Consider the following 19,977-nt stretch of genomic DNA (forward strand, 5'->3'; position numbering starts at 1 on the left):
CTCACACCGCGCAGTGGGGCGGCCCGCGGGTGTGGCGCGTACCCTCGGCGATACGGGTGACCGATTGCGTACCGAGGGGTAGGTTCGCCCCATGGCAGCCAGCACGCACACCGTGACCAATCAGGCTCCCCCGCTGGTCGGACATGACGTCTTCACCGCCGACCGTGCCCTGGTGGAGGCCGTCGAGCGGCATCTGGATCCCGCGCTCCTCGATGAGGTGCGCGCCGAGTTGTCGGGGCTCGGGCTCAGCGCGGGCTCCGCGCAGGTGCAGGAGTGGGGGGTGCAGGCCAACGAGAACCCACCGAAGCTGCGCACCCACGACCGCTACGGCAACCGCATCGACGAGGTGGAGTTCCACCCGGCCTGGCACCGGTTGCTCGGCAAGGGGGTCTCCGCGGGGCTGACCGCGGCCTGGTCGCGGCCGGGCGGGCATGTGCGCCGGGCGGCGGCGTTCGTGGTCTGGAGCCAGGTGGAGTCGGGCAACGGCTGCCCGCTGTCGATGACGCACGCCGCCGTGCCGGCGCTGCGCACGGACCCCGTCCTCGCCGCCGAGTGGGAGCCCCGGCTGACCTCGCTGGTCTACGACCGGGACCTGCGCCCGGCCGCCGAGAAGGCCGGCGTGCTCTTCGGGATGGGCATGACGGAGAAGCAGGGCGGCAGCGACGTACGCGCCAACACGACCGCCGCCCGGCCGCTCGCCGAGGACGGGACGTACGAGCTGACGGGCCACAAGTGGTTCTGCTCCGCTCCCATGTCGGACGGGTTCCTGGTGCTGGCGCAGGCCCCGGGAGGGCTGACCTGCTTCCTGGTGCCGCGGGTGCTTCAGGACGGCACGCGGAACGTCTTCATGATCCAGCGGCTGAAGGACAAGCTGGGCAACCGGTCCAACGCCTCCAGCGAGGTCGAGTTCGACGGCACCTGGGCGCGCCGGGTCGGCGAGGAGGGGCGCGGGGTGCGCACCATCATCGAGATGGTGGCGGCGACGCGGCTGGACTGTGTGCTGGGGTCGGCGGCGCTGATGCGGCAGGCGGTGGTGCAGGCGATCCACCACTGCACCTATCGGGAGGCGTTCGGCGGGCGGCTCCTCGACAAGCCGCTGATGCGCAACGTGCTCGCCGATCTGGCCCTGGAGTCGGAGGCGGCGACGGCGCTGGGGCTGCGGCTCGCGGCGGCGTACGACGACGGGAGCGAGCCGGAGCGGGCGTTGCTCAGGCTCGCGGTGCCGGCCGCCAAGTACTGGGTGACCAAGCGGTGCACGCCGGTGGTGACGGAGGCCTCCGAGTGCCTCGGGGGCAACGGCTACGTCGAGGAGTCGGGCATGCCCCGGCTGCTGCGCGAGTCGCCGCTGAACTCCATCTGGGAGGGCGCGGGCAACGTGCAGGCGCTCGATGTGCTGCGCGCGCTGCAGCGTGAGCCCCAGGCCCTCGACGCCTACCTGCGGGAGGTCGGCCGGGCGCGGGGCGCGGACCACCGTCTGGACGGTGCGATCAAGAACCTGCTCACCGAACTCGCCGATCTGGAGGGCATCGAGGCCCGGGCGCGCCGCCTGGTGGAGCGGATCGCGTTGGTGCTCCAGGGGGCGCTCCTCGTGCAGTACGCGCCTCCGGAGGTCGCGGACGCCTTCTGTGCCTCCCGCCTGGGCGGCGACTGGGGTGCGGCGTTCGGCACCCTTCCGCACACCCTGGACCTGGCCACGGTGGTGGAGCGGGCGCGGCCGGTCTCCTGAGGCCGTCCGGCCCTGCGGACGGGTGTGCGGCGGGGGTGGTGCTGCGCCGACTCGGCACCACCCCCGCCTGCTGGCCCCGTTCAAGGAGCGCGACGCCGACTGAGCGGCGTTGCACAAGTTTCAACCATCGCCTGACCCTTCGCCAGGGTTGCAAGGGGTTGCAACCCGCGCCCGACTCTGGCCGGACTCCGTCCCTCCGTCGGCCGCAGACGGCAGTATGGGGACCACCGTCGACACGGGCCGGACGCCTCCGGCAGGAATCCGTCGACGGCGCGAACCGCCTTGGGGGAGGTTTCCAGTGGCGTATTCGGCCAGAGAGGTCACGCGGCTCGCCACCCTGGACGCGGGGCAGGCGGCGCGCCTGCTCAGCGAGGTGCGCAGCGCCACGCTCGCGGGGCAGCGCGCTCCCGTCCGGCCGCGTCCGGTGATCGAGGCGTCCTGGGGACGGATGCTGCGCCGCGGGGTCGACCCCGACCACGACGTGCGCGCCGACCCGCTGGGCCGTGACGAGATCGAGCGCCGCCGCCAGGACTCCCCGCTGCGGCATGTGCTGCCGGTGCTGCGCGAGGGGCTGCTGTCGGTGGCGGACGTCGCGCACCACATCATGGTCGTCGCCGACGCGGACGGGCGGATCCTGTGGCGGGAGGGCAGTGCGCCCGTGCTGCGCAGGGCGGACGGACTGGGCTTCGAGCCGGGCGCGGACTGGGGCGAGGGCGTCGTCGGCACCAACGGCGTCGGCACTCCGGCGGTGACCCGCCGGCCTGTGCAGGTCTTCGCCTCCGAGCACTTCGTGCGCTCCCACACCTCCTGGACGTGCACCGGCGCCCCGATCACGGATCCGCGTGACGGCCGGCTGATCGGGGTGGTGGACGTCAGCGGTCCGCTGGAGACGATGCATCCGACGACGCTCGCGTGGGTGGAGTCGGTGGCCCGGCTCGCGGAGGCCCGGCTGCGCGAGATGCATCTGACCGCGCTGGAGCGGCTGCGCGCGGTCGCGGCGCCGCTGCTCGCGCGGCTCGGCGGCCGGGCGGTGGCCGTGGACCGGGACGGCTGGACGGCGGCGGTGACCGGGATGCCGTACACCGGCCGGGTGGCGCTGCCCACGTCGCTCGCGCCCGGCCGCTGTCTGCTGCCGGTGCTGGGCCCCTGCACGGTGGAGCCGCTGCCGGGCGGCTGGTTGATCCGCGCCGCGGACGCGCCCGCGCCCGCGCAGGTGGCCGGGGTCGTCCTGGACGTCTCCCAGCCGCGCCGCTGGGCGGTGACGGTCCGTGGCGACGCGGGCTCCTGGACCCATGACCTCAGCCCCCGGCACGCGGAACTGCTGTACCTGCTGGCCCTGCACCGCGAGGGCCGCACGGCCGCGGCCCTCGCGGCCGACCTGTTCGGCGACCCGGCCCGCACGGTCACGGTCCGCGCCGAGATGTCCCGGGTACGGCGGTACCTGGGGGCGTTCCTGGAACACCGGCCGTATCGTTTCCGCGAGTCGGCGGAGGTGGACCTGCTGCTCCCGGACGACCCGGCCGACCTGCTGCCGCACTCGACGGCGCCGGGAGTGGTCGCGGCGCGGCGCACCCGAACGTGGGGATAACCCTGCTTTTCCAGGGTCCTCGACCGGTTCCCCGTCCGACTGCCGTAGCATCCCTCCTTACAGGCCACCCCACCCGCTTCTGAAGTCAACGTACGGACCACGAGGAGCAGTTGGCCTACGCCGGGAGGTTGTATGAAGCACCGTGGCAGGCACCGCCGCAGGCGCCGGGGACGTGCGCTGCGGGCGACGCTGGCCGGGACCGCGCTGGCCCTGACCGCCGCCGCCACGCTCATCAGCACCTCGCAGGCCGCGGGCGGCGACAACCCCGGGGGCCTGACCCAGGTCACCGCGGCGGCCGAGACCGCGAAGCTCCGCCTCCACGAAGACCTCACCGATCGGCGCGCCCTGGACACGCTCACCCGTGCGATGGGCGGCGCCGTCGACGTCCACGGCGTCCTCTCCTCCGCCGACCGCACCATGCGCGACCGTTCCGCGTGCGACGCCGCCGAGACCGCCGCGCTGCCCGTCCGGCCGGCCGCCACGCGCGCGTACTGCTGGGACCACGCCGACGCGACGACCCCGCAGTGGGTGCCACGGTCCGTGACCACCTCCGGGGACGCCGAGGCCGACGGCCTGTGGGGGCCGGACCGGGTCGTCCTGTCCGGCTGGACGCATCCCGGCCGCCCCGGCGGCCGGGTCGCCGACCGGGGCCTCGCGCGGGTCGCCTTCGTCGACGCCGACGACCCCTACCGCCTCTCCTACCGCTGGGTCCTGCTGGTCGCTCCGCGCGCCGGGGGCCGGGACTTCGCCCCCGTCAGCACCGGCCTGTCCGGCATGGTCTGGTACCGGGACAAACTGTTCGTCACCGCACGCGACTCGCTACTGGTGTTCGACATGCACCGGATCCTGCGGGCGAACGTCGACAGCACCGCGATCGGCCGGGTCGACGGCGGCTACGCGGCGGACGGCTACCAGTACGTGCTGCCGACGGTCGGCTCCTACCGGCTGGCCGGCGGCCGCTGTTCGACGGCCGACGACCACGGCGTCCCCTGCCTCTCCACGCTCTCGCTGGACCGCACCACCATCCCGGCGAGCCTGGTGGCGAGCGAGTCGCCGCGCCCCGGGGGCAGCGGGCGGACGGCCCGGGTGTGGCGGTACTCCTTCAGCACCGCGCCCGGCCGCACCGGCCTGCTCACCACGGACGCGCACGGCGACGTCAGGGCGACGGAGGCCTACGAGACGGCGGCGGCCGGGGTGCGGGGCGTGCTGTCGCACCGGCCCGACGGGGCGGCGCGGACCGACTGGTACGTCGACCGCGCTCCGTCCGTCGACGGCCGGCACGGCACGCTGTGGCGGCAGACCACCTCCGGCGCGCGGGCGGCCACCTGTGCGGCCGACGGAACCCACGCCTGCTGGGGCCGGCACACGGCGTCCCTGTCGTACTGGCCGGAGACGGGCGAGTTGTGGACGCTCACCCAGGGCGCGGCGAGCGACGACGGATCGGGACCGGCCGGCGGGCGGGTGCTGTACGCGGTGCCGCTGGACGCGGTGGACGACGCCCTCGAGTAACGCGCTCCCCTGCCTGCCGGACACGGCGCCGGGGGCCTTTGTCGTACCGCTCGGCGCCGTGATTCCCTGACCGCATGAGCAGCGTCACCGTGACCACGTGGTCCCTTGAGCAGACGTCCCCGAGCGATCTGCTGCCCGCCCCGGCCCCCGAGGGCGATGTCCGGATCGTCCGCGCCGAGGTGCCGTCGCCGGAGTTCAGCCGGTTTCTGTACGCGTCGGTCGGCGGGGACATCCGCTGGATCGACCGGCTCGGCTGGACGTACGCGCGGTGGCAGGAGCACCTGCACCGGCCGGGGGTGGAGACCTGGGTCGCCTACGACCGGGGCACGCCCGCGGGGTACGTCGAGTTGGACCCGCAGGACGACGGGGTCGTGGAGATCGTCTACTTCGGGCTGCTGCCGGCCTTCCGGGGGCGGCGGATCGGCGGGCACCTGCTGTCGTACGGGGCGGCCCGCGCCTGGGACCTCGCGGACCGCTGGCCGCAGCGGACGCCGACGAAGCGGGTGTGGCTGCACACCTGCAGCCTGGACGGGGAGCACGCGATGGGGAACTACCAGCGGCGGGGCTTCCGGCTGTTCGACACCAAGGTCGAGGAGCAGGCGGAGGTTGCCGCACCTGGCCCCTGGCCAGGTGCGCATGCCTTCTGACCTGCGCGGACGCGTGCGGGTCCGAGCGATGTGACCGACACCACCCCTGTTTCGAATGATGGGACAAGGGTGTCCGGATGATGGACGAAGCTGGACTGTGTCCAGATCGCCGTGACACGCTTCCGTCATGTCTGGAACTGGAATCGCCTTGGTGAGTCGACGGCACGTCGATCTCGGCCGCATGTCCAGCGCCATCTGTCCGGCGAGCTGACAGCCTCCAGCCAGCCCGGTTTCTCCCTTTTCCACCCTCGCGCAAGGACGCGCACATCTCCTCGTGTGCCCGCGCGCAGGTCAGCCTGCCTGCCCCGAAGGACTATCGCCATGGCCGCCTCCCCGCAGAATCCCGCCACGCCCCGCCGCAAGGTGAGCCGTCACCGTGGCGAGGGTCAGTGGGCCGCGGGTCACTTCACCCCGCTGAACGGCAACGAGCAGGTCAAGAAGGACGACGACGGTCTCAATGTGCGGACACGCATTGAGACGATCTACTCCCAGCGGGGCTTCGACTCCATCGACCCCAGCGACCTGCGCGGCCGGATGCGCTGGTGGGGGCTGTACACCCAGCGCAGGCCCGGGATCGACGGCGGCAAGACCGCGATCCTGGAGCCGGAGGAGCTGGACGACAAGTACTTCATGATGCGGGTCCGCATCGACGGCGGCGCTCTCACCACCCAGCAGCTCCGGGTCATCGGCGAGATCTCGCAGGAGTTCGCGCGCGGCACCGCCGACATCACCGACCGGCAGAACGTCCAGTACCACTGGGTGCGGGTCGAGGACGTGCCCGAGATCTGGAACCGCCTGGAGGCGGTGGGCCTGTCCACGGTCACCGCCTGCGGCGACACTCCGCGCGTGATGATCGGCTCCCCCGTCGCGGGCATCGCCGAGGACGAGATCATCGACCCCACCCCGGCGCTGGAGGAGATGAAGCGCCGGGTCCTGAACAACAAGGCGTACTCGAACCTCCCCCGCAAGTTCAAGACGGCCATCTCCGGGTCGCCGCTCCTCGACGTGGTCCACGAGATCAACGACGTGGCGTTCGTCGGCGTCCGGCACCCCGAGCACGGGCCGGGCTTCGACCTGTGGGTCGGCGGCGGCCTGTCCACCAATCCCAAGCTGGGCGTGCGGCTGGGCGCGTGGGTGCCGCTGGAGGAGGTCCCGGACGTCTACGAGGGCGTCCTGTCGATCTTCCGTGACTACGGCTACCGGCGCCTGCGCAACCGGGCCCGGCTGAAGTTCCTCGTCGCCGACTGGGGTGCGGAGAAGTTCCGCCAGGTCCTCGAGGACGAGTACCTCAACCGGAAGCTCGTCGACGGTCCCGCTCCCGAGCAGCCCGTCCAGCAGTGGCGCGACCACGTCGGCGTCCACCGCCAGAAGGACGGCCGCTACTACGTCGGATTCGCCCCGCGCGTCGGCCGCGTCGACGGCACCACGCTGACGAAGATCGCCGACCTCGCGGAGGCGCACGGCTCGGGCCGGGTCCGCACCACCGTCGAGCAGAAGATGATCATCCTCGACGTCGAGGAGGGCCAGGTCGACTCCCTGGTCGACGGCCTGGAGTCGCTCGACCTCACCGCCAGGCCGTCCTCGTTCCGACGCGGCACCATGGCCTGCACCGGCATCGAGTACTGCAAGCTCGCCATCGTCGAGACCAAGCAGCGCGGCTCCTCGCTCATCGACGAACTGGAGCGCCGCCTGCCGGACTTCGACGAGCCGATCACCATCAACCTCAACGGCTGCCCGAACGCCTGCGCCCGCATCCAGGTCGCGGACATCGGTCTCAAGGGCCAGCTCGTCCTCAACGACCAGGGCGAGCAGGTCGAGGGCTACCAGGTCCACCTGGGCGGCGCGCTCGGCCTCGAGGCAGGGTTCGGCCGCAAGGTCCGCGGCCTGAAGGTGACCGCCGAGGAACTGCCGGACTACGTCGAGCGGGTCCTCAAGCGGTTCCAGGCGGAGCGCGAGGACGGCGAACGGTTCGCGACCTGGGTTTCCCGCGCTTCTGAGGAGGCGTTGTCGTGAGCGAGCGTGCGGCGCCCTTCTACTGCCCCTACTGCGGCGAGGAGGACCTGCGTCCGAGCGAGCAGGGCCACGGCGCCTGGGAATGCGCGGCGTGCAACCGAGCCTTCCAGTTGAAGTTCCTGGGCCTGCTGGCCCAGGGGCTTCGACGAGCCGACCACGGAGGGGACCAGATATGACGACCGCTCAAGGAGAGCGCACCGCCGAGGAGCTGAAGGCGCTCGCCGAGCAGGCCGGCCGTGACCTGGAGGACGCCTCCGCGCTGGAGATCCTGCAGTGGGCGACCGACACCTTCGGCAAGCGCTTCTGCGTGACCTCGTCCATGGAGGACGCGGTGGTCGCCCACCTCGCCTCCCGCGCGATGCCCGGCGTCGACGTGGTGTTCCTGGACACCGGCTACCACTTCCCGGAGACCATCGGCACCCGCGACGCGGTCGAGGCCGTGATGGACGTCAACGTCATCACGCTCACTCCGCGCCAGAGCGTCGCGGAGCAGGACGCCGAGTACGGCCCGAAGCTGCACGACCGCGACCCCGACCTGTGCTGCAAGCTGCGCAAGGTCCAGCCCCTGGAAGAGGGCCTGAAGCACTACGAGGCCTGGGCGACCGGCCTGCGCCGCGACGAGTCCCCGACCCGGGCGAACACCCCGGTCGTCGGCTGGGACGAGAAGCGGCAGAAGGTCAAGGTCTCGCCGATCGCCCGCTGGACGCAGGACGACGTGGACGCGTACGTCGCCGAGCACGGCGTGCTGACCAACCCGCTGCTGATGGACGGTTACGCCTCCATCGGCTGCGCGCCCTGCACCCGCCGCGTGCTGGAGGGCGAGGACGCACGCGCCGGCCGCTGGGCGGGCCGCGCCAAGACCGAGTGCGGGCTGCACGGCTGACCATGACAGAGATTCAGGAGACACACGTGACAAGCGGAGCCACCGTCTGGCTCACGGGTCTGCCGAGCGCGGGCAAGACCACCATCGCCCACGAGCTGGCGGGCCGGCTGCGCGAGGAGGGCCACCGGGTCGAGGTGCTCGACGGCGACGAGATCCGCGAGTTCCTCTCCGCGGGCCTCGGCTTCAGCCGGGAGGACCGGCACACCAACGTGCAGCGCATCGGCTTCGTCGCCGAACTGCTCGCCCGTAACGGCGTCACGGCCCTCGTCCCGGTCATCGCGCCGTACGCGGACAGCCGGGAGGCGGTGCGCAAGCGCCACCAGCAGCACGGTACGGCGTACCTCGAGGTGCATGTGGCCACCCCGGTCGAGGTGTGCTCGGTGCGTGATGTGAAGGGGCTGTACGCCAAGCAGGCCGCCGGCGAGCTGAAGGGCCTCACGGGCGTCGACGACCCGTACGAGGAGCCCGAGTCGCCGGATCTGCGGATCGAGTCGCAGCACCAGACCGTGCAGGAGTCCGCGGCGGCTGTGCACGCGCTGCTGAGCGAAAGGGGACTGGCATGACGACCGTCGCCAAGACCGAAGAGGGCACGGCCAGCCCCTACGCCCTCTCCCACCTGGACGCCCTCGAGTCCGAGGCGGTGCACATCTTCCGCGAGGTGGCCGGCGAGTTCGAGAACCCGGTGATCCTTTTCTCCGGCGGCAAGGACTCCATCGTCATGCTGCACCTGGCGCTGAAGGCGTTCGCCCCGGCGCCGGTGCCGTTCGCGCTGCTGCACGTGGACACCGGGCACAACTTCCCCGAGGTCATCGAGTACCGGGACCGTACGGTCGAGCGGCACAACCTGCGGCTGCACGTCGCCTCCGTGCAGGACTACATCGACCGCGGTGTACTCAAGGAGCGCCCGGACGGCACCCGCAACCCGCTGCAGACGCTGCCGCTGACCGAGAAGATCCAGAGCGAGCGGTTCGACGCCGTGTTCGGCGGCGGCCGACGTGACGAGGAGAAGGCGCGGGCCAAGGAGCGCGTCTTCTCGCTGCGCGACGAGTTCTCGCAGTGGGACCCGCGCCGCCAGCGCCCCGAGCTGTGGCAGCTCTACAACGGCCGGCACGCGCCCGGCGAGCACGTGCGCGTGTTCCCGCTGTCGAACTGGACCGAGCTGGACGTGTGGCAGTACATCGCCCGGGAGGGCATCGAGCTGCCGCAGATCTACTTCGCCCACGAGCGCGAGGTCTTCAAGCGCAACGGCATGTGGCTGACCGCCGGCGAGTGGGGCGGACCCAAGGACGACGAGACGGTGGAGAAGCGGCTGGTGCGCTACCGCACCGTCGGCGACATGTCCTGCACCGGTGCCGTCGACTCCGACGCGGTGACGCTGGAGCAGGTCATCACCGAGATCGCCGCCTCCCGGCTGACCGAGCGCGGCGCGACCCGGGCCGACGACAAGCTCTCCGAGGCCGCCATGGAGGACCGCAAGCGCGAGGGGTACTTCTAGCCATGACCACCACCACGGAACTCTCCGCCACCACGCTCCTGCGGTTCGCCACCGCCGGTTCGGTCGACGACGGCAAGTCCACCCTCGTCGGGCGGCTGCTGCACGACTCCAAGTCGGTCCTCGCCGACCAGCTCGAGGCCGTCGAGCGGGCTTCGGCCAGCCGCGGCCAGGAGGGACCGGACCTGGCGCTGCTGACGGACGGCCTGCGGGCCGAGCGGGAGCAGGGCATCACCATCGACGTGGCCTACCGCTACTTCGCCACGCCCCGCCGCCGGTTCATCCTCGCCGACACCCCGGGCCATGTGCAGTACACCCGCAACATGGTCACCGGCGCCTCCACCGCCGAGCTGACGGTCATCCTGGTCGACGCGCGCAACGGCGTCGTCGAGCAGACCCGCCGCCACGCCGCGATCGCCGCCCTGCTGCGCGTCCCGCACGTGGTCCTCGCCGTCAACAAGATGGACCTGGTCGGTTACCAGGAGAACGTCTTCGCGAAGATCGCCGAGGAGTTCACGGCGTACGCCACCGAACTGGGCGTCCCGGAGGTCACCGCGATCCCCATCTCGGCCCTCGAGGGCGACAACGTGGTGGAACCGTCCGCCCACATGGACTGGTACGGCGGCCCGACCGTCCTGGAGCACCTGGAGACCGTGCCGGTCAGCCACGACCTGGCGCACTGCCACGCGCGGCTGCCGGTGCAGTACGTGATCCGTCCGCAGACCGCCGAGCACCCCGACTACCGGGGCTACGCCGGTCAGATCGCGGCCGGTTCCTTCCGGGTCGGCGAGCAGGTCACGGTGCTGCCGTCCGGCCGTGCGACGAAGGTCGTGGGCATCGACCTGCTGGGCAAGCCGGTCGAGGTGGCCTGGACGCCGCAGTCGGTGACGCTGCTCCTCGAGGACGACATCGACATCTCACGCGGCGACCTCATCGTGCCGAGCAAGGACGCGCCGCCGACCACCCAGGACATCGAGGCGACCGTCTGCCATGTCGCGGACCAGCCGCTGACGGTGGGCCACCGGGTGCTGCTCAAGCACGGCACCCGCACGGTCAAGGCGATCGTCAAGGACATCCCCTCCCGGCTCACGCTCGCCGACCTGTCCCTGCACCCGCACCCGGGGCAGCTCGTCGCCAACGACATCGGCCGGGTGAAGATCCGTACCGCCGAGCCGCTGCCGGTGGACTCCTACGCGGACTCGCGCCGCACGGGCTCGTTCATCCTGATCGACCCGTCGGACGGCACCACGCTGACCGCGGGCATGGTCGGCGAGTCGTTCGCCGCGCCGGAGCCGGTCAAGGACGAGGCCGACGACGACGGGTGGGACTTCTGATCATGACCACCACCTGCTTCTACTCGACGTTCGCGAAGGAGGGCGGCCGTGTCGGCAGCGGCGCCCTCGGCAGCGGGCAGGGCGGAGTGGCGCGATGTGCGCGATGACGTACGCGCACTGCCTGCGCGCCCCGTCCCCCCACCCTCCCCCAAGCTCTCGGTTCCTCCCCCACTCTCGGCTTCGCTCGAGCGGGGGGACCCCCATGAGCAGGGAGGTACCCCCACCCCGGAAGCGACGAAGACCCTTGCCGACCTCCCGGCCACGACCCGAAAGAACGTGACCGCCGGGCCAACGAGAGGAACACCTCCCGTGCCTGCCAACCGCTCGACACTCCTCCGCCGCGGCATAGCCGTGGCCGCCGCTCTCCCGCTCCTCACGCTGGCCGCCTGCGGTTACGGCTCCAAGTCGACCAGCACCCCCTCGGACCAGAAGGTCGCCGCCGGCGCCCAGAAGATCGACGGCCTCGACTCCGTCAAGATCGGCTACTTCGGCAACCTGACCCACGGCACCGCCCTCGTCGGCGTCCAGAAGGGCTTCTTCCAGAAGGCCCTCGGCGGTACGCAGGCCAAGTACCAGATCTTCAACGCCGGTCCCTCCGAGATCGAGGCGCTGAACTCCGGTTCCATCGACATCGGCTGGATCGGCCCCTCCCCGGCGATCAACGGCTACACCAAGTCCGACGGCAAGAGCCTGCGCATCATCGGCGGTTCGGCGTCCGGCGGCGTGAAGCTGGTGGTCAACCCTGCGAAGATCAAGTCCCTGGCGGACGTCAAGGGCAAGAAGATCGCCACCCCGCAGCTCGGCAACACGCAGGACGTGGCGTTCCTCAACTGGATCGCGGAGCAGGGCTGGAAGGTCGACGCGCAGAGCGGCAAGGGCGATGTGTCGGTGGTCCGCACCGACAACAAGGTCACCCCGGACGCCTTCAAGTCCGGCTCCGTCGACGGCGCCTGGGTGCCGGAGCCGACCGCGTCCAAGCTGGTCGCCGAGGGCGGCAAGGTGCTGCTTGACGAGTCCTCGCTGTGGCCGGACAAGAAGTTCGTGATCACGAACATCATCGTGTCGCAGAAGTTCCTCAAGGAGCACCCGAAGGCCGTCGAGGCCGTGCTGAAGGCGTCCGTCGAGACCAACAAGTGGATCAAGGCCAACCCGGACGCGGCGAAGGCGGCGGCGAACCAGCAGCTGGCGGTCGACTCGGGCAAGGCGCTCCCGGCGAAGGTCCTCGACCCGGCGTGGAAGTCCATCCAGTTCACCGACGACCCGCTGGCCGCCACCCTGAACACCGAGGCGCAGCACGCGGTCAAGGCGGGTCTGCTGAAGAACCCGAAGCTGGACGGCATCTACGACCTCACCCTGCTGAACAAGGTCCTCAAGGCCGAGGGTGAGCCGACCGTCAGCGACGCCGGTCTCGGCGTCAAGTAAAGCCCGCAGCCGATGAGTTCCCAGGAGGTGACGACCATGGCCACGACCCTCGCCGCGGCCGCCGAGTCCGTCGACCAGGCGGCACGCCTTGAGCACGTCTCGAAGTCCTTCCCGGTGCCGGGCGGGCAGCAGCTCGTGCTGGACGACATCAGCCTCGATGTCGCGCCGGGCGAGTTCGTCACCCTCCTGGGGGCCTCGGGCTGCGGCAAGTCGACGCTGCTGAACCTGGTGGCGGGCCTGGACAAGCCGACCGGCGGTTCCATCACGACGGACGGCCGCCCGGCCCTGATGTTCCAGGAGCACGCCCTGTTCCCGTGGCTGACCGCGGGCAAGAACATCGAACTCGCCCTCAAGCTCGGGGGCGTGGCGAAGAGCGACCGGCGCGATCGCGCCGAGGAGCTGCTCGAACTCGTGCGCCTGAAGGGCTCGTACGGCAAGCGGGTGCACGAGCTGTCCGGCGGTATGCGCCAGCGGGTCGCCATGGCCCGCGCGCTGGCGCAGGACAGCCGGCTGCTGCTGATGGACGAGCCCTTCGCCGCACTGGACGCCATCACCCGGGACCTGCTGCACGACGAGCTGACCCGTATCTGGCAGGAGACCGGTCTGTCGGTCCTGTTCGTCACGCACAACGTGCGGGAGGCGGTGCGGCTCGCGCAGCGCGTGGTGCTGCTGTCCTCCCGCCCGGGGCGCGTGGCCCGCGAGTGGACGGTCGACATTCCGCAGCCTCGCCGTATCGAGGACGCGCCCGTGGCGGAGCTGTCCCTCGAGATCACCGAAGTACTGCGTGGGGAGATCCGCCGCCATGGCCAGCACTGAGACGAAGACGACCGAGGGCGCGGAACTGGCCGGTGTGGAGGCCGGTCTCGACGCGCTGGAGACCGCGGTCACCGGGCGTACGCCGTTCCGGCAGACCTTCGTCCACAAGATCCTGCCGCCGCTCGTGGCGATCGCGCTGGTCCTGGTGGTGTGGCAGGCGCTGATCTCCTTCAAGGTCGTCGACGACCCGACCAAGCTGCCCTCCCCCGGCGCCGTGGCGGGCGAGTTCAAGGACGCCTGGCTGCAGGGCACGCTGCTCGGCTACATCTGGACCAGCGTCTCGCGCGGTCTGCTGGGCTTCCTGTTCGCGCTGGCGATCGGCACCCCGCTGGGCCTGCTGGTGGCGCGGGTGAAGTTCGTGCGCGCGGCCATCGGCCCGGTCCTGTCCGGTCTGCAGTCGCTGCCGTCGGTGGCGTGGGTGCCGCCGGCGGTGATCTGGCTGGGCCTGAACAACTCGATGATGTACGCGGTGATCCTGCTCGGCGCCGTCCCCTCCATCGCCAACGGGCTGGTCTCCGGGATCGACCAGGTGCCGCCGCTGTTCCTGCGCGCGGGCCGCACCATGGGCGCGACCGGTCTGAGGGGTGCCTGGCACATCGTCCTGCCCGCCGCGCTGCCGGGCTACCTGGCGGGGCTGAAGCAGGGCTGGGCGTTCTCCTGGCGCTCGCTGATGGCGGCGGAGATCATCGCCTCCTCGCCCGACCTCGGCATCGGCCTGGGTGCGCTGCTGGAGAACGGCCGCAACGCCAGCTCGATGTCCATGGTGTTCGAGGCCATCTTCCTGATCCTGTTCGTCGGCATCGCCATCGACCTGCTGATCTTCAGCCCGCTGGAGCGGTGGGTGCTGCGCAGCCGCGGCCTGCTGGTGAAGGGCTGAGCCGCCGCATGCACAACCCGGTCCTCCTCGTGATCGCCCACGGCAGCCGCGATGCGCGGCACGCCGCGACCGTGCACGCCCTGGTACGGCGGGTGCGGTCGCTGCGGCCGGGGCTGCGCGTGGAGACCGGCTTCCTGGACTTCAACGTCCCGTCCGTGCACGGGGTGCTGGAGTCCCTGGCGGCGGAGGGGGTCCGTGACGTCGTGGCGCTGCCGCTGCTGCTGACCCGGGCGTTCCACGCGAAGGCGGACATCCCCGCGGTCCTGAGGGAGGCGCCGCCGCGGCTGCGGATCCGGCAGGCGGACGTGCTGGGCCCCTCACCCCTGCTGACGCGGGCCCTCGAACGCCGTTTGTACGAGGCGGGCCTGACCCCCGCCGACAAGTCCTCGACCGGGGTCGTGCTGGCCTCGGCGGGGTCCACCGACCCGGAGGCGATCGCAGTGATCGCAGACATCGCGCGGGAGTGGCGGCACACCGGTTGGTGCGCCGTGCGACCTGCGTTCGCCTCCGCATCCCTTCCGCGCACCGAGGACGCGGTGCGCGAACTGCGCGAGCTGGGCTGCGCCCGGGTGGCCGTGGCACCGTACGTGCTGGCGCCCGGCTTCCTGCCGGACCGCATCGCGCGGGGCGCGGCCGGGGCGGACGTCCTGGCCGAGGTGCTGGGACCCGCGCCGGAGGTGGCGCGGGTCGTGGTGGAGCGCTACGACCGGGCCCGGGTGCCGACGCCCGCGGCACTCGGGGCCTGACCGTCCGCGGTCCGGTGTGCTACGAGGTCGTGGTCGCCGTGACCGTGGCCGACGGGCCGGTGCCCGCCGCCGTCACCGCGGCGACCGTGACCGTGTAGGAGGTGCCCGGCTCCAGCCCGCCGATCACGCGGAACATGCCCTTGGCGGACGGCTGGGTGACCAGCACGTCCCGTCCGGTGACGTCGATCGGGTCGCGGCCGTCGGAGACCGTCACCCGGTAGCCGATCACCTTGGCGTCGCCCGTCGTGGCCGGCGGGGTCCAGGCGAGGGTGGCCGCCGTGGACCCGGTGCGGAGCTTGGGGCTCGTCGGGGCGCCGGGCAGGGTGGTCGCGGCCGTGGGCGTCAGCGGGAGCGAGGCGAGGGACGGCGCGCTGGTGCCGTACGCGTTGGCCGCGGTGACCGTGACGGTGAACGGACCGCCCGAGGACGGCAATCCGCCGAGCCGCACGAGCGCGGTGCGCCGGAAGTCCGCCGCCGCCACCGACTGTTCGCCGACCTGCCTGCCCGTGGTGTCGTAGGCGCGGGCCGTGTAACCCGTCACCGGGGCGCTCCCCTCGACGAAGCTCGGGTTGAAGGTGACGTACAGGGCGTCGGCGCCCGCGGTGCTCGTGCCGACGCGTGAGGGGGCCTCGGGGGCCGAGGGGCCGCCGATCCTGCGCTGGAGCAGTGCGCGGTGGGCGGGTTCCAGGCCCGCGTTCGCCACGATGTCCGCCGGCACGTCCGACAGCGCCGTCATGATCTTGTTGCCGGTGGTCACCAGGCCCTTGTTGTCGCCGTCGGCGGTGCCTTCCTCCCACCAGTTGTCCTTGACGAGGGTCGGGTCGTTGTTGCCGAGGCCGTCGCGGTAGTCGGTGTGACGGGAGGCGACGTTGGCGTAGGAGGCGTGGTAGAGGACGTTGCCCTGGACGGTCTCGTAGGTGCAGCCGTTGTCGGTGTAGACGCTCTTGCCGAGGCCCCACTGGTCGTGGATGACGTTGCCGGTGACCTTCTCGCCGTCGGCCATGGAGGTGCCGGTCAGGCCCTGGGTGTAGACGCCGCCGCCGTCGTCGAGCATCTGCATGTAGTCGAAGATCAGGTTGTCGCGGACCTCGTTGTCATGGCTGGGGTTGGGGGTCGCCGGGTCGCCGATCTTGTCGGGCCAGCCGCCCCAGCCCATGGAGACGGCGCTGTAGCCGACGTGGTCGATCTGGTTGTGGGCGATGATGTCGTGCCGGGTGTAGCCGTTGAGGACGGCCACGCCGCCGTGGTACTCGCGGGGCAGGCCGTAGAGGTGGTTGTCCGTCACCCGCACGCCGGACGCCGGGGTCTGCCCGTCCACTCCCCCGATCTCGAGGCCGTTGCCGGAGATGTCGGTGAAGATGCTGCCGCTGACGGTGGAGTCCTCGGAGCCCGTGCCGAGGTCGAGGCCGGCGGCGCCGAGGTGGGCGAACACGTCGTCGGCGAAGTCGATCCGCTGTCCGTGGGCGAACGAGACGTTGCCCGGCATCTTCGTCCAGGAGGCGAAGGGGCAGGTGCCGCCCTCGACGTACCGGCACAGGCCCTGGGTGGCCCAGCCCTTGTCGCCGGTGATGGTGTAGCCCGCCTGGATCTCGGAGAAGCCCTCCGGTCCGGAGGGCGTCAGCCAGGTCGCGTAGCTGAACCGGAGCCCGCGGAAGGCGATGTCGTGGACCGGGGCGTCGGCCGTGCCCCGGCCGTCGACCAGCTTCTCGGCCGCCGCCGCCTCGACATCGGCCCGGGCGAGGTTCTCGCCCTTGCGCGGCATGTAGTACACGCGGTGCGCGCCGCGGTCGAGGTACCACTCGCCGGGCTGGTCGAGCAGTTCGAAGGCGTTCTCGATGTACGTCGCCTTGCCGCCGTTGGTGAGGTGGCCGGGGCCCACCATGCTGACCGTGCGGCCCGGGATGTCCGGGAACTCGACCCGTTTGTTGGAGTTGTCCCAGCAGGGCTGGGCCATGGTGATGGTGGTGCCCTCGGCGGAGGCGATGCGGCAGCGGGGCTCGGTCCACTGCCCGAGACCGTTGCGCTCGATGTTCCACAGCGACTCGCCGCTGGTGTAGACGAACTCGGCGTCGGACGGGCGCTTGAAGTGGGCGATGGTGTCCAAGGACGCGGTGTAGCCGGTCGCGGTCTGGGTCAGGGTCACCGGGACGGCGCCGCGGGCCCGCTGGGCGCGCACCCCGTCCACGTAGAGCTGCCGGGTGTCGGTGAGCCCGTGCGGCGTGGGCGCGGACCACAGCCCCGGCCGGCCCGCGACCGGACTCCAGCCGGTGACCTGGCGGCCGCCGCTGATGACGGAGGCGCCCGTGCCCTGCCAGACGACCTTGTGGCCGCCGGTGCCCGAGTCGCGGGCGTCGAGGACCAGGGGCCCGGTCAGGCGGTAGGTGCCGGACGCGAGGTGGATCGTCAGGTCGGCCTTCAGACGGGCGGCCCGGGCCCGCGCCAGATCGCGGGCGCGTTCCAGTGTGCGGACCGGGTGCCGTGCGGTGCCGTCGGCGTGGTCGTTCCCGGCCGGCGACACATAGAGGTCGGCCGGGGACGCGAAGTGGTCCGAGGACGCGGCTCCGGCCTGGGCGACGGCGCCCGGAACGCCGAGCGCCAGCAGCGCGGAGACGAGGGTGACGAGGGCGGCTCTTCGGTGCGTGGGCATGTACCCCTCCCGTGGGCTTTGCCTGTACCCAACGCCGGGAAAGGTAGGAGCACTTGTCCATCACCGTCAATCAATGTGACAAAAACAGCCCCGAGTTCCGCTCGCTGCGGCTCAATTCATCGGATCGATGGTCACGTTTCTGACCTGTGTTCAGCACTGATCAGTCGAAGCGCAGCCCTCCCGTCCTGGTCCTCTTCAGTTCGAAGAAGTCCGGGTGTGCGGCCAGGACCCGGAAACCGTCGAAGAGTTCGGCCGCCGCCGTGCCCCGGGGGACGGCCCGCAGCACCGGGCCGAACCACACCGTTCCCTCCACGTGGAGGGTGGGCGTCCCCACATAGCCGCCGGACCCGGGCTCGGCACCGGCGTCGTGGCTGCGGCGTACGGCCTCGTCGTACCCGGGGTCGTGCGCGGCGGCGGCGAGGCCGGCCGGCAGTCCGAGTTCGGCGAGGGACTCGGTGATCACCGCGTCGAAGTCCTCCGCCTTGCGCTCGTGGATACGGGTCCCGAAGGCCGTGTACAGATCCCGCAGCACCTTCTCGCCGTGCTGTTCGGCGGCGGCGACGGCGACCCGGACCGGGCCGATCGACTTGTCGACCAGCGTCCGGTACCAGTCGGGCAGCTCGTTGCCCAGGTTGTGCAGGTACAGGCTCATCACATGGAAGCGGAGGTCGAGCGGGCGTTCGCGTTCGACCTCCAGCAGCCAGCGGGAGGTGATCCAGGCGAAGGGGCAGGCGGGGTCGAAGTAGGCGTCGACGCGGACGGGCGTGGTGTTCGGCATACCGCCGACGCTAACCGCGGAGCGGCCCAGCCTCTTGGTCCAATCACCACCCTTTTGAGTGGTCCACTTCGCCCAGGAGCGTCTGCCGCGGGGTCCGCCCGCTCGCCCCCGGAGCGCGCCAGGCCGATCCCGCCCGAACGCCCGCCGCGCTCCTTTCGAACAAAAGCGCGACACGCACCCCCGGCCGGATCACCGACGCTCGTCCTGGCGTGCGCGGCCGTGAGCGCCGCGCTGCCCGCCCCGGGCGAAGAAGTCGGCGAGGGGCAGGATCGCGGCGCCGACCGTGACCGCGTCCGGGCCCAGCTTTCCGAGGTCGATGCAGACGCGTTCGGCCGGATGGCGCAGGGCGTACGCGGCGGCGTACCGGCGCACGGCGGGCAGGAAGCGGGGGCCGAGCTGGAGCCCCGCCCAGCCCCCGATGAGGATGCGCTCGGGCTGGAAGAGGTTGATCAGGTCGGACAGGCCGGCGCCCACGTACTCCGCGGCCTCCTCCAGGACGGCGAGGGCGGCCGGGTCGGTGGCGGCGCCCTCGGCCGAGTAGGCCGCGGCGATCATCGCGGTCAGCGCGGTCTCCTCGTCGGTGCCCTCCGGGGGGCGTCCGCCTTCCTCGCGCCAGCGGTCCAGGAGCGCCTCGGCGCCCGCGTAGGCGTCCAGGCAGCCCAGCGCGCCGCAGCGGCAGCGGCGCCCCCTGACCTGGACGGTGAGGTGTCCCCACTCCACGGACCGGCCCTGCTCGACCTCCTGTGTGACCAGGCTGGCGCCGACGCCGGAGCCGAACAGGACGACGACCGCGTTGCGGGCTCCGCGGCCGGCGCCGAACCACATCTCGGCCTGGCCGAGCGTCCGGGCGCCGTTGTCGATGAAGTACGGGACGGAGTCGGGCAGCCCACACGTCGAGCGCAGCAGGGATTCCAACGGGACGGCGTCCCAGCCGATCGTCTGCCCGTGGACCACAGCCCCCTGTCCGGGGGCGCGGGCCACGATGCCGGGCACGCCGATACCGACGCCCAGAAGCTGCTCGGGAGCGATGTCCGTCTCGGCGAGGACCTCGGCGACGCCGTCGCGGATGTGGCCCACGACGACCTCGACCTCGTAGCCCTGATGCTCCAAGGGCCGTTCGGTGCGGGCGAGTTCGGTGAGGGTGAGATCGAACAGCTCGACGCGTACGCGGGTCTCGCCGACGTCGACGCCGATCATGTGACCGCTGGCGGGCACGACGCGCAGCAGGGTGCGCGGACGGCCGCCGTCGGACTCCACGGTGCCGGCCTCCTCGACGAGGCCGTCGGCGACCAGTTCGGCGACCACGTTGCTGATCGAACCGGAACTCAGTCCGGTCGCCGGGGCCAGCTCGAAGCGGCTCATCGGCCCGTCGAAATACAACCGTTGTAGTACGGCGGTGCGATTGCCCCGCCGCAGGTCACGCACCGTCCGCCCGTTCCGCGCCGCCATGTGGGTCCCTTCGACTCTGCCCGACCTGCAAGATACCCCTGCGCGATCCC

General features: G+C 71.7%; 18 protein-coding genes. 15 read left to right on the forward strand and 3 right to left on the reverse strand.

Annotated elements, in window-relative coordinates:
- Positions 1 to 91 precede the first annotated feature (91 nt).
- The 15 genes from ACZ4SW_RS17195 (at position 92) to ACZ4SW_RS17265 (ending at position 15,053) form a co-directional block, all read left to right on the forward strand.
- Entirely contained in the window at positions 92 to 1,726 is a 1,635-nt protein-coding gene (locus ACZ4SW_RS17195) for an acyl-CoA dehydrogenase family protein (RefSeq protein WP_468243498.1), read from the forward strand.
- A 298-nt stretch (positions 1,727 to 2,024) separates the two neighbouring features.
- On the forward strand, positions 2,025 to 3,314 hold the full coding sequence (locus ACZ4SW_RS17200; RefSeq protein WP_468243500.1) for a GAF domain-containing protein: 1,290 nt from the start codon (positions 2,025 to 2,027) through the stop codon (positions 3,312 to 3,314).
- Positions 3,315 to 3,446: 132 nt separating this feature from the next.
- Complete coding sequence (locus tag ACZ4SW_RS17205; RefSeq protein ID WP_468243502.1) at positions 3,447 to 4,823, forward strand: hypothetical protein; 1,377 nt, start codon at positions 3,447 to 3,449, stop codon at positions 4,821 to 4,823.
- 74 nt (positions 4,824 to 4,897) lie between these two features.
- A complete protein-coding gene (locus ACZ4SW_RS17210) occupies positions 4,898 to 5,470 on the forward strand; it encodes a GNAT family N-acetyltransferase (protein WP_468243505.1) in 573 nt (190 codons plus the stop codon).
- A gap of 127 nt (positions 5,471 to 5,597) precedes the next feature.
- Positions 5,598 to 5,681, forward strand: coding sequence for a putative leader peptide (locus ACZ4SW_RS17215; RefSeq protein WP_309486338.1), 84 nt, complete (start codon positions 5,598 to 5,600; stop codon positions 5,679 to 5,681).
- A 110-nt stretch (positions 5,682 to 5,791) separates the two neighbouring features.
- Entirely contained in the window at positions 5,792 to 7,483 is a 1,692-nt protein-coding gene (locus ACZ4SW_RS17220) for a nitrite/sulfite reductase (RefSeq protein ID WP_468243507.1), read from the forward strand.
- Entirely contained in the window at positions 7,480 to 7,659 is a 180-nt protein-coding gene (locus tag ACZ4SW_RS17225) for a hypothetical protein (protein WP_468243510.1), read from the forward strand. Before ACZ4SW_RS17220 ends, ACZ4SW_RS17225 begins: the two co-directional genes overlap by 4 nt.
- A complete protein-coding gene (locus ACZ4SW_RS17230; RefSeq protein WP_468243512.1) occupies positions 7,656 to 8,366 on the forward strand; it encodes a phosphoadenylyl-sulfate reductase in 711 nt (236 codons plus the stop codon). Before ACZ4SW_RS17225 ends, ACZ4SW_RS17230 begins: the two co-directional genes overlap by 4 nt.
- A gap of 26 nt (positions 8,367 to 8,392) precedes the next feature.
- Positions 8,393 to 8,929: an adenylyl-sulfate kinase gene (cysC, locus tag ACZ4SW_RS17235; protein WP_468243514.1), complete on the forward strand. Its 537-nt coding sequence runs from the start codon at positions 8,393 to 8,395 to the stop codon at positions 8,927 to 8,929.
- The gene (cysD, locus tag ACZ4SW_RS17240; protein WP_468243516.1) at positions 8,926 to 9,861 is read left to right on the forward strand and encodes a sulfate adenylyltransferase subunit CysD; all 936 of its coding nucleotides are present in this window, start codon (positions 8,926 to 8,928) and stop codon (positions 9,859 to 9,861) included. The genes cysC and cysD overlap by 4 nt, the downstream gene beginning before the upstream one ends.
- A gap of 2 nt (positions 9,862 to 9,863) precedes the next feature.
- Positions 9,864 to 11,192, forward strand: coding sequence for a sulfate adenylyltransferase subunit 1 (locus tag ACZ4SW_RS17245; protein WP_468243518.1), 1,329 nt, complete (start codon positions 9,864 to 9,866; stop codon positions 11,190 to 11,192).
- A 309-nt stretch (positions 11,193 to 11,501) separates the two neighbouring features.
- A complete protein-coding gene (locus ACZ4SW_RS17250) occupies positions 11,502 to 12,614 on the forward strand; it encodes an ABC transporter substrate-binding protein (protein ID WP_468243520.1) in 1,113 nt (370 codons plus the stop codon).
- A 12-nt stretch (positions 12,615 to 12,626) separates the two neighbouring features.
- Positions 12,627 to 13,430 carry an ABC transporter ATP-binding protein gene (locus ACZ4SW_RS17255; protein WP_468243522.1) on the forward strand — a complete coding sequence of 268 codons (804 nt, stop codon included), beginning with the start codon at positions 12,627 to 12,629 and terminating at the stop codon, positions 13,428 to 13,430.
- On the forward strand, positions 13,417 to 14,307 hold the full coding sequence (locus ACZ4SW_RS17260) for an ABC transporter permease (protein ID WP_468243524.1): 891 nt from the start codon (positions 13,417 to 13,419) through the stop codon (positions 14,305 to 14,307). The genes ACZ4SW_RS17255 and ACZ4SW_RS17260 overlap by 14 nt, the downstream gene beginning before the upstream one ends.
- Positions 14,308 to 14,315: 8 nt before the next feature.
- Positions 14,316 to 15,053, forward strand: coding sequence for a sirohydrochlorin chelatase (locus ACZ4SW_RS17265; protein WP_468243526.1), 738 nt, complete (start codon positions 14,316 to 14,318; stop codon positions 15,051 to 15,053).
- A 19-nt stretch (positions 15,054 to 15,072) separates the two neighbouring features.
- On the opposite strand, the gene ACZ4SW_RS17270 is transcribed toward ACZ4SW_RS17265, so the two are convergent.
- From ACZ4SW_RS17270 to ACZ4SW_RS17280, 3 genes are all read right to left on the reverse strand, one after another.
- The gene (locus ACZ4SW_RS17270; protein ID WP_468243528.1) at positions 15,073 to 17,700 is read right to left on the reverse strand and encodes a fibronectin type III domain-containing protein; all 2,628 of its coding nucleotides are present in this window, start codon (positions 17,698 to 17,700) and stop codon (positions 15,073 to 15,075) included.
- A 160-nt stretch (positions 17,701 to 17,860) separates the two neighbouring features.
- Complete coding sequence (locus tag ACZ4SW_RS17275; RefSeq protein WP_468243530.1) at positions 17,861 to 18,478, reverse strand: mycothiol-dependent nitroreductase Rv2466c family protein; 618 nt, start codon at positions 18,476 to 18,478, stop codon at positions 17,861 to 17,863.
- A 189-nt stretch (positions 18,479 to 18,667) separates the two neighbouring features.
- On the reverse strand, positions 18,668 to 19,927 hold the full coding sequence (locus ACZ4SW_RS17280) for an ROK family protein (protein WP_468243532.1): 1,260 nt from the start codon (positions 19,925 to 19,927) through the stop codon (positions 18,668 to 18,670).
- Positions 19,928 to 19,977 lie beyond the last annotated feature (50 nt).

This window comes from Streptomyces sp. NPDC028331 (assembly GCF_055565775.1).